A 15,072-nucleotide genomic window follows, 5' to 3' on the forward strand; every position below is an offset into this window, starting at 1 on the left:
CCCATCATCCGGCCCCTGCGCTGCGCTCCGGGGTCCCCTCGCTCCGGGCTTGCTCCCGGGAGGACCGCGCTGTAGGCCCCATCCTGGGGCCCAGCGCTTGACGGGCATCCATGCCCGTCACCTCCCTCCGCAAGCCCTGCGCTCGGCCTCCTGAAGTCGCAATCTGCGTCGCCTGAACTACCGCGCACTTAGAAGCAAAAGCAACGGCAACGGCAACGGCTCTGTCAGAGCAGGCACTTCGCCATTAAACAGGGGCATGACATATCCGGCGCTTAGGCCTGCGACCCAAATGCATACTTTCAGGCATAAAAAAATACCGCACTGTCACCAGTGCGGTATTTTTCAGGTGAAGCCTGAACGATCAACGCTCCAGCAGAATCCGCAACATGCGGCGCAGCGGTTCGGCGGCGCCCCACAGCAGCTGGTCACCCACGGTGAACGCGCCCAGGTACTGCGAACCCATGTTCAGCTTGCGCAGGCGGCCAACCGGGATGTTCAGGGTGCCGGTGACCTTGGTCGGGCTCAGCTCCTGCATGCTGATTTCACGCTGGTTCGGCACCAGCTTCACCCAAGGGTTGTGCTGGCTGATCATGCCTTCGATGTCGGCGATCGGCACGTCCTTGTTCAGCTTGATGGTCAGCGCCTGGCTGTGGCAGCGCATGGCGCCGATGCGCACGCAGATGCCGTCTACCGGGATCGGGCTCTTGAAGCGGCCAAGGATCTTGTTGGTTTCGGCCTGGGCCTTCCACTCTTCGCGGCTCTGACCGTTCGGCAGTTCCTTGTCGATCCACGGGATCAGGCTGCCCGCCAGCGGCACACCGAAGTTCTCGGTCGGGAACGCTTCGCTGCGCATGGTCTCGGCAACCTTGCGGTCGATATCGAGGATGGCGCTGGCCGGGTTGGCCAGGTCATCGGCCACTGCGGCGTGGGTAGCACCCATCTGCTTGATCAGCTCGCGCATGTTCTGCGCGCCGGCACCCGAAGCCGCCTGGTAGGTCATGGCGCTCATCCACTCGACCAGACCGGCCTCGAACAGGCCACCCAGGCCCATCAGCATCAGGCTGACGGTGCAGTTGCCACCGATGTAGTTCTTGGTACCGGCGTCCAGCTGCTGGTCGATGACCTTGCGGTTGACCGGATCAAGGATGATCACCGCGTCATCCTGCATACGCAGGGACGAAGCGGCGTCGATCCAGTAACCCTGCCAGCCGGCTTCACGCAGCTTGGGGAAGACCTCGTTGGTGTAGTCGCCGCCCTGGCAGGTCAGGATAACGTCGAGGGTCTTGAGTTCTTCAATCGAATAAGCGTCCTTGAGGGGCGCTGTATCCTTGCCCACGTTCGGACCCTGGCCACCAACATTGGAGGTAGTGAAGAACACCGGCTCGATAAGGTCGAAATCCTGCTCCTCCAGCATCCGCTGCATGAGCACGGAACCGACCATACCGCGCCAACCGATCAGACCTACACGTTTCATCGCAACTACACCTTTGCTAAAAGTGGGCCGCCACCGGGAATTTTGGGGGGCGGGCCAGAGAGATTACAGATTCCGCAGCGCTGCGACTACTGCGTCGCCCATTTCCTGCGTACCAACTTTGCGGCAGCCTTCCGAGAAGATGTCGCCGGTGCGCAGACCCTGGTCCAGAACCAGGCTCACGGCCTTCTCGATCGCCTCGGCGGCAGCCGACTGATTGAAGCTGTAACGCAACATCATCGACACCGACAGGATGGTCGCCAATGGGTTGGCGATGCCAAGGCCTGCGATGTCCGGTGCCGAGCCGTGGCACGGCTCGTACATGCCCTTGTTGTCGGCATCCAGGGACGCCGAAGGCAGCATGCCGATAGAACCGGTCAACATGGAAGCTTCATCCGACAGAATGTCACCGAACATGTTGTCGGTCACCATCACGTCGAACTGCTTGGGTGCACGCACCAACTGCATGGCAGCGTTGTCGACGTACATGTGGCTCAGTTCCACGTCCGGGTAGTCCTTGGCCACGTCCTCGACCACTTCACGCCACAGCTGGCTGGAGGCCAGAACGTTGGCCTTGTCCACCGAGCACAGTTTCTTGCCGCGCACGCGGGCCATGTCGAAGCCGACACGGGCAATACGGCGCACTTCGCTTTCGCTGTACGGCAGAGTGTCGTAGGCCTGGCGTTCGCCGCCTTCCAGCTCGCGCTGGCCGCGCGGGGCGCCGAAGTAGATGCCGCCGGTCAGCTCACGGACGATGAGAATGTCCAGGCCCGACACGATTTCCGGCTTCAGCGACGAGGCATCGGCCAGTTGCGGGTAAAGGATGGCCGGGCGCAGGTTGGCGAACAGGCCCAGTTGCGAGCGGATCTTCAGCAGGCCTCGTTCCGGGCGGATGTCTCGCTCGATCTTGTCCCACTTCGGCCCGCCCACAGCCCCCAGCAGCACCGCATCGGCCTTGCGCGCACGCTCCAGGGTTTCGTCGGCCAGCGGCACACCGTGTTTGTCGATGGCGGCACCGCCAATCACGTCGTGCGCCAGGCTGAAGCCGAGCTGGAACTTGTCGTTGGCCAGTTCCAGTACCTTGACCGCTTCGGCCATGATTTCCGGGCCGATACCGTCACCTGGGAGAATCAGAATCTGCTTGCTCATGCTTTCCTCTATCCATTCACGCGGTGTGGCCAAGCGGGCCCCACCGAAAAGTGCTTAACGCTCGGCCCACAACACCAGCACATCGGTGCTGAACGAGCCGTCGGACTCGATCTGGTAATACTGCCGTACTTCTTCGCCCATGGCTTGCTGCAACTGGCGGATGGCCACGCGCATCGGCTCGGGGGTGCGCATGCGCTCAACCCAGGTGCTCCACTCCAGGCGCAGCGACTGGCGGGTGTGGCTGCGCACGCGCAGGCCGGCCTCGCTGACCTGGCGTTGCCACTCGGCGACGGAGTAGTCGCGCACATGGCTGGTGTCGCGCAGCACTTCGACCGTTTGCAGGTAAGTGTCGAGCAGCGGGCTGCCCGGCGACATCACGTCGATGAACGCCGCCACACCACCGGGCTTGAGCACCCTGCGCACTTCGCGCAGGGCCAGGCCCAGGTCGCTCCAGTGGTGGGCCGAATAACGGCTGAAGACGAAGTCGAACGAAGCATCGGCGAACGGCAGGCGTTCGGCAGCGCCGCGTTCGGTAATGATATTGCCCAAGCCGCGTTCGGCGGCGGCGCTGGCGACCACGTCGAGCATGGATTGAGAGAGGTCGTAGGCGACCACTTCGTTAACCAGCGGGGCGACGTGGAAGCTGACATGACCGGCACCGCAGCCCAGGTCCAGCACGCGGGCATGGGCCTGCCCTGCCAGCTCGGCCTGCAGCAGGGCGAATTCACTGCCTTGGGCGTGCACGGCGCTGCTGAGGTAGGCGCTGGCCTGTTCGCCGAACTGGCGTTGGACCACATCGGTGTGCTGGGTGCTGGTCATGTCTCGTTCCTTTAGATTTTTGTTGCCTGTGCCGGCCTCTTCGCGGGTAAACCCGCTCCTACAACGACCGCGTAACCCTCTGTAGGAGCGAAGAGGCCGGCACTTTCACCTACGAACTTCAGGCATCACGGAACAGCCAAGGCTGGCTGGCACGGTGCTTGGCTTCGAAGGCCTTGATCGCGTCGCTGTCCTGCAGGGTCAGGCCGATATCGTCCAGACCGTTGAGCAGGCAGTGCTTGCGGAACGCATCGATCTCGAAGTGCAGCACCTTGCCATCCGGGCGGGTCACCGCCTGCGCCTGCAGGTCGATGGTCAGCTGGTAGCCCGGGTTGGCTTCGACCTGTTTGAACAGCTCGTCAACTTCCTCATCGCTCAGAATGATCGGCAGCAAGCCGTTCTTGAAGCTGTTATTGAAGAAAATGTCGGCAAAGCTCGGCGCAATGATGCTGCGGAAGCCGTACTCGTCCAGCGCCCAAGGGGCATGCTCACGGCTGGAGCCGCAACCAAAGTTCTCCCGCGCCAGTAACACGCTGGCACCCTGGTAGCGCGCGTGGTTGAGCACGAACTCCTCATTGACCGGGCGCTTGCTATTGTCCTGGTAGGGCTGCCCCACATCCAGGTAACGCCACTCGTCGAACAGATTCGGGCCAAAGCCGGTGCGCTTGATCGACTTCAAGAACTGCTTGGGGATGATCTGGTCGGTGTCGACGTTGGCACGGTCCAACGGTGCGACGAGGCCAGTGTGCTGGGTAAAGGCTTTCATGCTGCGCTCCCTTGGATCAACTCGCGGACATCGATGAAGTGGCCAGCTACAGCAGCAGCGGCGGCCATGGCCGGACTGACCAGATGGGTACGACCACCGGCGCCCTGACGGCCTTCGAAGTTGCGGTTGGAGGTGGACGCGCAGTGCTCGCCGCTTTCCAGGCGGTCCGGGTTCATCGCCAGGCACATCGAGCAGCCTGGTTCACGCCATTCGAAACCGGCTTCGAGGAAGATCTTGTCCAGGCCTTCACGCTCGGCCTGAGCCTTGACCAGCCCCGAGCCCGGTACGACGATGGCTTGCTTGACACTGGCAGCCACCTTGCGGCCCTTGGCGATTTCCGCCGCTGCGCGCAGGTCCTCGATTCGCGAGTTGGTGCACGAGCCGATGAACACACGGTCAAGCTTGATATCGGTGATCGCCTGGTTGGCGGTCAGCCCCATGTACTTCAAGGCACGCTCGATCGAACCACGCTTGACCAGGTCGGCTTCGGCAGCCGGGTCTGGCACACGCTGGTCGACAGCCAGAACCATTTCGGGCGAAGTGCCCCAGCTGACTTGTGGCTTGATCTGGCTGGCATCCAGTTCCACCACGGTGTCGAATACGGCGTCGTCATCCGACACCAGGTCTTTCCACGATTCGACCGCTTGCTTCCACTGCTCGCCCTTCGGCGCGTACGGACGGCCTTCGACGTAGGCAACGGTGGTGGCATCGGTCGCCACCAGGCCCACGCGGGCACCGGCTTCGATGGACATGTTGCAGATGGTCATGCGGCCTTCCATCGACAATTCGCGAATGGCACTGCCAGCGAACTCCATGGCGTGACCGTTGCCACCGGCGGTGCCGATCTTGCCGATCACGGCCAGCACGATGTCCTTGGCGGTAACGCCGGCCGGCAATTGGCCTTCCACGCGCACCAGCATGTTCTTCATCTTCTTGGCGACCAGGCACTGGGTGGCGAGCACGTGCTCGACCTCGGAGGTGCCGATGCCGTGGGCCAAGGCACCGAAGGCGCCGTGGGTGGAGGTGTGCGAGTCACCGCAGACCACGGTCATGCCCGGCAAGGTGGCGCCCTGCTCCGGGCTGATGACGTGGACGATGCCCTGGCGCTCGTCGTTCATCTTGAATTCGACGATGCCGTATTCGTCACAGTTCTCGTCGAGGGTCTGCACCTGCAGGCGCGACACCTGGTCGACGATCGCCTCGATACCGCCCTTGCGCTCTGGCGTGGTCGGCACGTTGTGGTCCGGCGTGGCAATGTTGGCGTCGATACGCCACGGTTTGCGGTTGGCCAGGCGCAGGCCTTCGAAGGCCTGGGGCGACGTCACTTCGTGGATGATGTGGCGATCGATGTAGATCAAGGACGAGCCGTCATCACGGCGCTTGACCTCATGGGCTTCCCAGAGTTTGTCGTAGAGCGTTTTGCCAGCCATCAGACTGTTCCTCATCAGCGTCTTTCTATGCCAAAGACCCCTTGGCTTGTACGGACGATGCTATGGGGTTAGATTGAATAACTCAAATTCATAATTTTTATGCTTTGGATAACCCAAAGGAATACACCACCATGGACCTGGCCAACCTCAGTGCCTTCATCGCCATTGCTGAAACCGGCAGCTTTTCCGGCGCAGCCGAACGCCTGTTCCTGACTCAACCGGCCATCAGCAAACGTATCGCCGGCCTGGAGCAGCAACTGGACGTGCGCCTGTTCGACCGCCTGGGGCGCGAGGTGACCCTGACCGAAGCCGGACGTGCCCTGCTGCCGCGGGCCTACCAGATCCTCAACGTCCTTGATGATACCCGACGGGCGCTGACCAATCTGACCGGGGCCGTGAGCGGTCGCCTGACCCTGGCCACCAGCCATCACATCGGCCTGCACCGCCTGCCCCCGTTGTTACGGGTCTTCACCCGCCAGTACCCGGCAGTGGCGCTGGATATTCAGTTCATGGATTCGGAACAGGCCTACGACGAGATTTTGCATGGCCGCGCCGAAATCGCCGTTATCACCCTGGCGCCCGAGCCACACCACTTGGTCAAGGCTGTGCCGGTGTGGGACGACGCCCTGGACTTCGTCGCCGCCCCCGAGCACCCGCTGGCCAGCAACCAGGCGGTCAGCCTGGCTGACGTCGCCCGCCACCCGGCGGTATTCCCCGGCGGCAATACCTTTACCCACCATATTGTCCAGCGCCTGTTCGAAAGCCAGGGGCTGATGCCGAACATCGCCATGAGCACCAACTACCTGGAAACCATCAAGATGATGGTGTCGATCGGCCTGGCCTGGAGCGTACTGCCACGCACCATGCTCGACGAGCAGGTTGCACCCATCGCTTTGCCCGGCATACAGCTGTCGCGCCAGCTAGGCTACATTCTGCACACGGAGCGTACGCTATCGAATGCGGCCAGGGCATTCATGGCCCTGCTCGACAGCCACTCAGGGCCCACCTGACCGGTTGTCAGCCAGCCATTCCGATTCCAAGGACACGCCATACGCCACAGGTCTGGTACCAATGCCCAAATCAGCAAACCGCTTTTTGCGCCTGCCGCGAATACCTGCAGCTGATCCACAGGAATCCGAGCAGGCCTGGCAGAACGCCCCGCAGCTGCTGGCAGCGCTCAACGGTGCGCGCCTGGGCGCCTGGCTATGGGATATCGAAAGCGGCAGGGTCAGTTGGTCGCGGGGCACCCAGGCCCTGTTCGGTTTCGACCCACAGCAGCCACTGCCTGCCGACATCGATTACCTCGACCTGCTGCCCCAGGAAGACCGCGCCCGTACGCGCCAGGTGTTCCAGGCGGTGGTCAACGGCGAGCCAGTGGAACAGGCCATGCGCCACCGTATCCGCTGGCCGGATGGCAGCCTGCACTGGCTGGAGATCAACGGCAGCCTGACCCATGACCTGCACGGCCGGCCGCAGATGATCGGTGTGATCCGCGAGATAACCCGCCAGCGCGAGCGAGAAACGGCGCTGATCAATTCGGAAAAGCGCTTTGCCACACTGTTCCACCTGAGCCCCAACGCCATTTTGCTGACCCGCCGCCACGATGGCATGATCTTCGAGGTCAACCAGCACTTCGAAGACATGTTCGGCTGGCCCGGCAGCCAGGTGATCGGCAAGACCAGCCTGGAACTGGGCCTGTGGGTCAACCCCGAACAGCGCCACCAGATAATCGAGTCGACCCGCGCCAACGGCGGCCCGCTGACGATGGAGGTGCAATTCCGCGCATCCAGCGGCAAGGTGCATGACGGCATTCTGTGCACCCAGGGCATCGAACTGGAAGGCGTGACCTTCCTGATCAGTACATTCGTCGACACCACCGAACGCAAGCGCGCCGAGCAGGCCCTGAAGGACAGCCAGGAGCGCCTGGACCTGGCCCTGGATTCGGCACAACTGGGCACTTGGGACTGGCACATTCCAAGCGGAATGCTCTACGGTTCGGCCCGCGCCGCGCAGCTGCATGGCTTGCCGCCCATCCCCTTTCATGAATCGTTCGATGCATTCTTCGAGGGCGTGCCGGAGCAAGAGCGCAACTCGATGCGTCAGGCCTACCGTAGCCTGCGCGAAGGGCCTGCCGGCAACTATCAGATCACCTACCGGGTACAGTTGGAAAACGGCGCTTCACGCTACATCGAAAGCCGCGCGCGGCTATACCGCGACGACCAGGGCATCCCCTTGCGCATGGCTGGCACCTTGCTCGACATCACCGACCAGGTGGAACGCGAGCAGCGCCTGAGCGCCTCGGAAGAGAAGTTTGCCAGCCTGTTCCAGGTCAGTCCCGACCCGATCTGCGTCACCCGTCAGGACACCGGCCAGTTCATCGAGATCAATCCGGCGTTCACCCAGACCTTCGGCTGGAGCAGCGAGCAGGTGCTTGGGCGTACCGCAGAGGAGATCGGCCTGTGGGCCGAGTCCGTTGAGCGCGCGCAACGTATCGAGCAGGTGATCCGCGAACAGGCGTTAAGCAACGTCGCAGTGATACTCAACCACCGCAATGGCACCCCACTGACCTGCGTGATTTCCAGCCGCCTGATCACCGTCGACGACCAGCCGTGCAGCGTTACCACCCTGCGCGACATCACCCAGCAACAACGCGCCGAAGCAGCGCTGAAGTCCAGCGAGGAGAAGTTCGCCAAGGCCTTCCACTCCAGCCCCGACGCCATCACCATTACCGAACGCCACAGCGGCCGCTACCTGGAAGTCAACGACGGCTTCTGCCGCCTGACCGGCTACAGCACTGCCGACGTGATCGGCCACACGGTGTATGAGATCGGCATCTGGGCCGACGACAAGCAGCGCAGCGCGCTGCTGGCCGAATTGCGCGAGCGCGGCCGGGTACACCACCGCGAGATGCTCGGGCGAAACAAGCGTGGCGATATCCTCACGGTGGAGGTTTCGGTGGAACCGATCACCCTCAACGAAGTGGACTGCCTGCTGCTGACTGCCCGCGACGTCAGCCAGTTGAAGAACGCTCAGGCGCAGATACGCCACCTGGCCTATCACGACCCGCTGACCAACCTGCCCAACCGCGCCTTGCTGATGGACCGCCTGAGCCAGCAGATCGCCCTGCTCAAGCGCCATAACCTGCGTGGCGCCCTGCTGTTCCTCGACCTTGACCACTTCAAGCACATCAACGACTCGCTGGGCCACCCGGTGGGCGACACCGTGCTGAAGATCATCACCGCCCGTCTGGAGGCCAGCGTGCGTCTGGAGGACACCGTAGCGCGCCTGGGGGGCGACGAGTTCGTGGTACTGCTCAGCGGCCTGGAAGGGAGCCGCGAACACGTGGAAGAGAAAGTGCGCGAGCTGGCCGACACCCTGCGCGAACTGCTGGCCGAGCCCATGTCACTGGATGGCCAGCGCCTGCAAGTGACGCCCAGCATCGGCGTGGCGCTGATCCCCGACCACGGCACCACACCGGCTGACCTGCTCAAGCGTGCCGATATCGCCCTGTACCGGGCCAAGGACTCCGGTCGCAACACCACCCAGCTGTTCCACACCACCATGCAGAAGGCCGCCAGCGAGCGCCTGCGCATGGAAAACGACCTGCGCCTGGCCTTGGCCCGTGGCGAACTGGCGCTGCACTTCCAGCCGCAAGTGGATGCCCGCGACAACCGCATCGTCGGCGCCGAAGTACTGCTGCGCTGGCACCACCCGCAACTGGGTCAGCAACCGCCCTCGCAGTTCATCCAGGTACTGGAAGAAAGCGGCCTGATCCTTGAAGTCGGCAGCTGGATTCTCGACGAGGCCTGCGACGCCTGCGCCCGCATGCTCACCGACGGGCTGATCGACGCTGATGATTTCAGCCTGTGTGTGAACATAAGCCCGCGACAATTCCGCCAGAACGACTTTGTCGGGCGGGTGCTGCGCAGCCTGGACGATTATCGCCTGCCGCGGCAGATGCTGACGCTGGAAATCACCGAAGGCATCGTCATCCAGAACCTGGAAGACACCATCAGCAAGATGCGCGAGCTGAAAGGCTACGGGGTGAGTTTTGCCATGGATGACTTCGGCACCGGCTATTCCTCGCTGACTTACCTGAAGCGCCTGCCGGTGGATGCGCTGAAAATCGACCAGAGCTTCGTACGCGACGCCCCTGTCGACCCCAACGACGCAGAGATTGTCCGCGCCATTGTCGCCATGGCGCGCAGTCTGGACCTGGCGGTGATTGCCGAAGGGGTAGAGCTGACCGAACAGCTGGCGTTTCTCGAGCGACTGGGGTGCCATCTGTACCAGGGTTATCTGCACAGCCGGCCATTGCCGTTGCCGGAGTTTCGGCAGATGTTGCTGGAGGCGCCGGCAGATTACTGATGGCATGGCTCTCGCGCACCTACGGAACGGCGCGAGAAGCACGAAAAAGGGCACCTCTGGAGGTGCCCTTTTTCATTGCAGTGCGATCAGTTCAGCGCTGGTTTTTCGCCATTGATCGGAATGCGCTTGGCCTTGGCTTCTTCTGGCACGATGCGCAGCAGGTCGATGCTGAGCAGGCCATTGGCCAGGCCGGCGGCCTTCACTTCGATGTGATCAGCCAGGCGGAACGACAGCTTGAAGGCGCGCTGTGCGATACCCTGGTGCAGGTAGGTCACTTCAGCGGCGCTGTTGTCGCGCTTGCCACCGGTCACGGTCAGGACACCTTTTTCGACCTGCAGGTCGAGGTCCTCTTCCTGGAAACCGGCTGCAGCAACCACGATGCGGTAGTGGTCATCGCCATGCTTTTCCACGTTATAGGGCGGGTAGCTGCTACCGGCCTCGTTACGTGCCGCGGATTCGAACAGGTCGTTGAAACGGTCGAAACCAACGGAATGGCGGAACAGTGGAGCAAGAGAGAAAGCAGTAGTCATGGTCATAAACTCCTGAGATTCAGCAAGTAGGTCATTACGCGACCCGACTTCGGCATCGCGTACTCAAAAGATATGGCCGAGGGAAATGCTTTCAAGGGGTAAATAGAAAAAATTAGATTTTTTTGCACGGGGTTTGATGGCCTCTTCGCGGGTGAACCCGCTCCTACCACGGCCTGTGCCCCGCCACCGACCTGTGTCCACCACCGATCCGGCGTAGGAGCGGGTTTACCCGCGAATACGGTAGCGGCGGCAACGGTGAACGGCGGGTGGAAATTGGCTAGCAGGGCCGGCCTCTTCGCGGGTAAACCCGCTCCTACGAGGACCTGCGCCCAATCACCGACCTGTGTCCACCACCGATCCGGCGTAGGAGCGGGTTTACCCGCGAATACGGTAGCGGCGGCATCGGTGAACGGCGGGTGGAAATTGGCCAGCAGGGCCGGCCTCTTCGCGGGTAAACCCGCTCCTACAGGTGCAGTACCAGAGGCCTGCTCAGGCGACGCAAGCCTCCAGGGCTTGAGCCTCTACCCCCAGCAACCGGCTGATCCGCGCGCAGTCATCTTCCCGGCGCAACTCGGCAAACAACACCACCGCTTCAGGGTAACTGCGAGTCAGCATCGCCAGCCACTGCTTCATCCGCCCCGGCGCATAACGCGGCGACAATTTGGCCTGAGCCTGACGCCAGAACTCACGCAACAGAGGCAACAAGTCCTGCCAGCTCATCGGCTGATAGTCGCGCCCGTCCCGCGCCGCCGCAATCTGCAGGCCCAGGTCCGGGCGCGATACCAGCCCACGCCCGAGCATGATGTCTTCAGCGCCACTGACCTCGCGGCAACGCCGCCAGTCATCAACCGTCCAGATCTCGCCATTGGCGAACACCGGCACCTTGACCACATCCTGTACCCGCGCCACCCACTCCCAGTGCGCTGGCGGCTTGTAGCCCTCAACCTTGGTCCGCGCGTGCACCACCAGGTGTGCCGAACCGCCCTCGGCCAGCGCCGTGGCGCACTCCAGCGCCCCGTCGGGGCTGTCAAAGCCCAGGCGCATCTTCGAGGTCACCGGGATATTCGCCGGTACTGCACGCCGCACCTCACGCACAATGGCGTGCAGCAACTCTGGCTCTTTGAGCAGTACCGCACCACCTCGCGACTTGTTCACTGTCTTTGCCGGGCAACCGAAGTTCAAGTCGATCACCGGCGCCCCAAGCTCGCAAGCCAGTGCGGCGTTTTCCGCCAGGCATACCGGGTCCGAACCCAGCAATTGCACACGCATGGGCACACCGGAAGCGGTGCGCGCGCCCTGGCGCAGTTCAGGCGCCAGCTTGTGGAACGAGGACGCCGGCAACAGACGGTCGCACACGCGAATGAACTCGGTGACGCACCAGTCGATACCGCCCACGCGGGTCAATACGTCGCGCAGGATGTTGTCGACCAGCCCCTCCATGGGGGCCAGGGCAATTTGCATGTCGGGGTCTCAGCGGAAAAAGCCGGCAGTTTAACAAAAATTGCCGGCGACTCAGGCACCGATCAGCGCCGGACCGTAACCCTCGACGAATTCCGCCGGCATGCGCCTGGGCTTGCCGCTGGACAGCTCGATGCAGGCAAAGGTGGTTTGCGCGCGCAGCAGTGTCACACCATCGCGCGGGCGCTTGAGCTGAAAACGCCGGGTCATGCGCAGGCGCTGGTCCCAGTCAATGATCCAGGTGGCCAGTTGCAGCTCGTCGTCCTCATAGGCAGCGGCCAGGTAGTCGATTTCGTGGCGCACCACGGCCATCGCCCGGTCAAGGCGCCGGTATTCGGCCAGGTCCAGCCCCAGGCGCTGGGAATGGCGCCAGGCGCAACGCTCAAGCCAGGTCACGTAGACCGCATTGTTGGCGTGGCCAAGGCCGTCGATGTCCTCGCTGCCGACGCGCAGGTCGATGACGAAGGGTGTTGCCAGGTCCCAGCTCATTTTCGCTTCCTTGGCGCAAAAGGCGATTTAGCAGCGATCTGCGGGGCAATGTCCAGCCCCTGTGAGCCTGAGGCGGTCGTTATAGGGGCGGGCTTGCCCGCGAATCAGACACCGCGGTGGATGGCCCCGGCGGCGATACCGATATTCGCCGCTGAAGCCGCGCCGACACTGACCGCCTCAGCCCGAGCCAGCAATTCGAGCACGGCTTCACTCAGCCGCGGGTCGGCCAGCACTCGCTGGTGACCACCCTCTTCCAGCAGCATCAGCCGGCTGTCGAACCAGGCCTTGTGGATGACATGTGCCTCATCTGCGGACACGAGAGCATCATCGGCAGCATGCACCACCAGCCCCGGCAGCTCCAGCTGGTAACCCGTGACATCCAGCCGCGCAATCTGCATGCCCACATCGCGCTCGATCTGGCGAATGAACGCTGCCCGTGCCCGGGCTGGCAGCCCCAGGCGATGGGCAAAACCACGCAACACACCGAGCAACCGCGCCGGCGCTGCAATGCTGACAGCCGCCTCTGTACGCAGCCCCATCTGCAAAGCCAGCAGCACGCTCGCCCCACCCATGGAATGGCCAATGACTGCACGCAAGGGCGGCAACTCAGCCGCAGCCTCAAGCAGCGCCCGGGCAAACAGCACCACATTCGCTTGCTCGCCAGGCGAACGACCATGCCCAGGCCCTTCCAGCGACACCACCGTATGCCCCGCCTGAACCAAGGTCTCGATCAAGGCGGCAAACTGCGTCGGGCGCCCCTCCCAACCGTGCATCAGCAGCACGGTCGGCCCTTGACCCCAGCGCAAGGCAGACAGACCGAAGCGCAGCGTAATGCGCTCGGCGCTGGCCAGCACAGGCAGTTCCCAATCCCGCGGCGGCAGGTTGCGCGGAGTCATGAAGGCTCGGCGCATCTTGCCCGCGACATGCTCGGGGGCCAGGCGGCCCAAGGTGCCATTGACACCGCGAATCCAGCTCAGGGTGGTCATCGCCATGCTCCAGGTTTAAAGCACCGCCGATTTGGCGGCGCGCAGAATACGGTCAGACAGGTCACTGGTCCCCAAGGCCCGGGCCAGCGCCAGCCCCCCAACCATCAGGGCCAGGTCGGCCAGCGCTTTGTCGGCATCCTCAGGGCGGTCAACCATCGCGGCAGTCATCAACTCGATGTGCTCGGCCAGCACCTCGCGGAAGACCTCCGGCAGGCGCTGCATTTCGCCCAACGCGTTAGGCAGCGGGCAAGCATGCACTTCGCAGTCCCGGTGCTTGCGCGAGAGGTAGAAGGCGCCAGCCAGCGCTCGCCGCCCGGCGCCATCGAGACTGGGGTCGATCTGGGCGAGCAAGGCTCGGCGCTCACCCAACAACTGGCGGAACGCCTCGAGCATCAGCTCGTCCTTGCTGTCGAAGTGTGCGTAGAAGCCGCCGACGGTCAGGCCTGCCGCACCCATCACCTGGCTGACGCTGGGCTCGGCCGGGCCGTGCTGGATCAGCGCAGTGCGCGCAGCCTCCAGAATGCGTTCGCGGGTTCTGCTCTTCTTGTCGCTCATCGGGCACGCACCAAACAAAATATGATGATCGAAATATTATTCTCATCATATTTTTTGGCAAGCAGAATCTGCGACCGCTTGTCGGAGGGAAAATTATTGGGGAAGGAAAAAACAAAAGGCCCATTCAATAAGCGAATGAGCCTTTAAAGTCCCGCAAAACGCGGGTAAACGTGGCGTCCCCTAGGGGACTCGAACCCCTGTTACCGCCGTGAAAGGGCGGTGTCCTAGGCCACTAGACGAAGGGGACGTAACCTTCGCGAAGATCCACTCGTGTGAACCCTGGCAGAAATGGTGGAGCTAAGCGGGATCGAACCGCTGACCTCCTGCATGCCATGCAGGCGCTCTCCCAGCTGAGCTATAGCCCCGAAACAAAAGGCTCATCAATAATCGACGAGCCTTTTTAAGCCCTGCAAAACGCAGGAAAAGTGGCGTCCCCTAGGGGACTCGAACCCCTGTTACCGCCGTGAAAGGGCGGTGTCCTAGGCCACTAGACGAAGGGGACGTAACCTTCGTGCCGATCCGCTAACGCGAACCGCGGCAAAATTGGTGGAGCTAAGCGGGATCGAACCGCTGACCTCCTGCATGCCATGCAGGCGCTCTCCCAGCTGAGCTATAGCCCCGGATTTCTAGCCTCGCGGCCCAGCGACATACCAACATCGCTTGTGTAAAACTGGCGTCCCCTAGGGGACTCGAACCCCTGTTACCGCCGTGAAAGGGCGGTGTCCTAGGCCACTAGACGAAGGGGACGAACCTTCTTACCTTCAAGACCCGGTTGCTGGACCCGGTCTTGCTTATCAGCCTTGGCTGCTAAGCGGAATTTGGTGGAGCTAAGCGGGATCGAACCGCTGACCTCCTGCATGCCATGCAGGCGCTCTCCCAGCTGAGCTATAGCCCCACAATGTCGCTTTGAACTGAACCGCTGGCTGGGTGCCTGGCGTTTCGTTTTCGTTCATCGCTGTGGACGGGGCGCATATTAAGATCGGATTGCAGGGCTGTCAAACTAATTTTCAAAAATGTTCAAAAATTTTTTCACAGATAACAATCACTTACCGCC

The 15,072-nt window shown here is 62.5% G+C and carries 12 protein-coding genes and 6 tRNA genes; 2 read left to right on the plus strand and 16 right to left on the minus strand.

Features of this window, described 5'->3' with window-relative positions:
- Positions 1-361: 361 nt before the first annotated feature.
- The 5 genes from asd to leuC form a co-directional block, all read right to left on the minus strand.
- Entirely contained in the window at positions 362-1,474 is a 1,113-nt protein-coding gene (gene asd, locus ACYCCG_RS22085) for an aspartate-semialdehyde dehydrogenase (protein WP_021784927.1), read from the minus strand.
- Positions 1,475-1,537: 63 nt separating this feature from the next.
- Positions 1,538-2,620, minus strand: coding sequence for a 3-isopropylmalate dehydrogenase (gene leuB / locus ACYCCG_RS22090; protein ID WP_003247194.1), 1,083 nt, complete (start codon positions 2,618-2,620; stop codon positions 1,538-1,540).
- A gap of 54 nt (positions 2,621-2,674) precedes the next feature.
- Complete coding sequence (locus ACYCCG_RS22095; protein WP_209964451.1) at positions 2,675-3,439, minus strand: class I SAM-dependent methyltransferase; 765 nt, start codon at positions 3,437-3,439, stop codon at positions 2,675-2,677.
- A gap of 118 nt (positions 3,440-3,557) precedes the next feature.
- Positions 3,558-4,202, minus strand: coding sequence for a 3-isopropylmalate dehydratase small subunit (leuD, locus tag ACYCCG_RS22100; protein WP_003247192.1), 645 nt, complete (start codon positions 4,200-4,202; stop codon positions 3,558-3,560).
- Positions 4,199-5,632: a 3-isopropylmalate dehydratase large subunit gene (gene leuC, locus ACYCCG_RS22105; RefSeq protein ID WP_003247191.1), complete on the minus strand. Its 1,434-nt coding sequence runs from the start codon at positions 5,630-5,632 to the stop codon at positions 4,199-4,201. Before leuC ends, leuD begins: the two co-directional genes overlap by 4 nt.
- A 131-nt stretch (positions 5,633-5,763) precedes the next feature.
- Between leuC and ACYCCG_RS22110 the strand changes: the two genes are divergently transcribed.
- Positions 5,764-6,642, plus strand: a complete 879-nt coding sequence (locus ACYCCG_RS22110) for a LysR family transcriptional regulator (RefSeq protein WP_339444494.1) — start codon at positions 5,764-5,766, stop codon at positions 6,640-6,642.
- 61 nt (positions 6,643-6,703) lie between these two features.
- Complete coding sequence (locus tag ACYCCG_RS22115; RefSeq protein ID WP_209964449.1) at positions 6,704-10,000, plus strand: PAS domain S-box protein; 3,297 nt, start codon at positions 6,704-6,706, stop codon at positions 9,998-10,000.
- 86 nt (positions 10,001-10,086) lie between these two features.
- Here the strand turns inward: ACYCCG_RS22115 and ACYCCG_RS22120 are convergent, their stop codons facing one another.
- The 11 genes from ACYCCG_RS22120 to ACYCCG_RS22170 all read right to left on the minus strand — a co-directional run bounded on the left by ACYCCG_RS22120 (position 10,087) and on the right by ACYCCG_RS22170 (position 14,913).
- Positions 10,087-10,530, minus strand: coding sequence for an Hsp20 family protein (locus ACYCCG_RS22120; protein ID WP_019437397.1), 444 nt, complete (start codon positions 10,528-10,530; stop codon positions 10,087-10,089).
- A gap of 489 nt (positions 10,531-11,019) precedes the next feature.
- A complete protein-coding gene (locus ACYCCG_RS22125; protein ID WP_209964446.1) occupies positions 11,020-11,991 on the minus strand; it encodes a tRNA dihydrouridine synthase in 972 nt (323 codons plus the stop codon).
- 51 nt (positions 11,992-12,042) lie between these two features.
- Positions 12,043-12,477: an acyl-CoA thioesterase gene (locus tag ACYCCG_RS22130; RefSeq protein ID WP_003247186.1), complete on the minus strand. Its 435-nt coding sequence runs from the start codon at positions 12,475-12,477 to the stop codon at positions 12,043-12,045.
- A 104-nt stretch (positions 12,478-12,581) separates the two neighbouring features.
- On the minus strand, positions 12,582-13,463 hold the full coding sequence (locus ACYCCG_RS22135) for an alpha/beta fold hydrolase (protein WP_176685748.1): 882 nt from the start codon (positions 13,461-13,463) through the stop codon (positions 12,582-12,584).
- 15 nt (positions 13,464-13,478) lie between these two features.
- Positions 13,479-14,018, minus strand: coding sequence for a TetR/AcrR family transcriptional regulator (locus ACYCCG_RS22140; protein ID WP_176685749.1), 540 nt, complete (start codon positions 14,016-14,018; stop codon positions 13,479-13,481).
- Between the two features lie 171 nt (positions 14,019-14,189).
- A tRNA-Glu gene (locus ACYCCG_RS22145) sits at positions 14,190-14,265 on the minus strand.
- Between the two features lie 42 nt (positions 14,266-14,307).
- Positions 14,308-14,383 (minus strand) — tRNA-Ala (locus ACYCCG_RS22150).
- 61 nt (positions 14,384-14,444) lie between these two features.
- Positions 14,445-14,520 (minus strand) — tRNA-Glu (locus tag ACYCCG_RS22155).
- A gap of 42 nt (positions 14,521-14,562) precedes the next feature.
- Positions 14,563-14,638: transfer RNA gene (locus ACYCCG_RS22160), tRNA-Ala, on the minus strand.
- Between the two features lie 51 nt (positions 14,639-14,689).
- Positions 14,690-14,765 (minus strand) — tRNA-Glu (locus ACYCCG_RS22165).
- A gap of 72 nt (positions 14,766-14,837) precedes the next feature.
- Positions 14,838-14,913: transfer RNA gene (locus ACYCCG_RS22170), tRNA-Ala, on the minus strand.
- Between the last annotated feature and the right edge of the window lie 159 nt (positions 14,914-15,072).

It is taken from the genome of Pseudomonas sp. VEM90 (genome assembly GCF_054611535.1).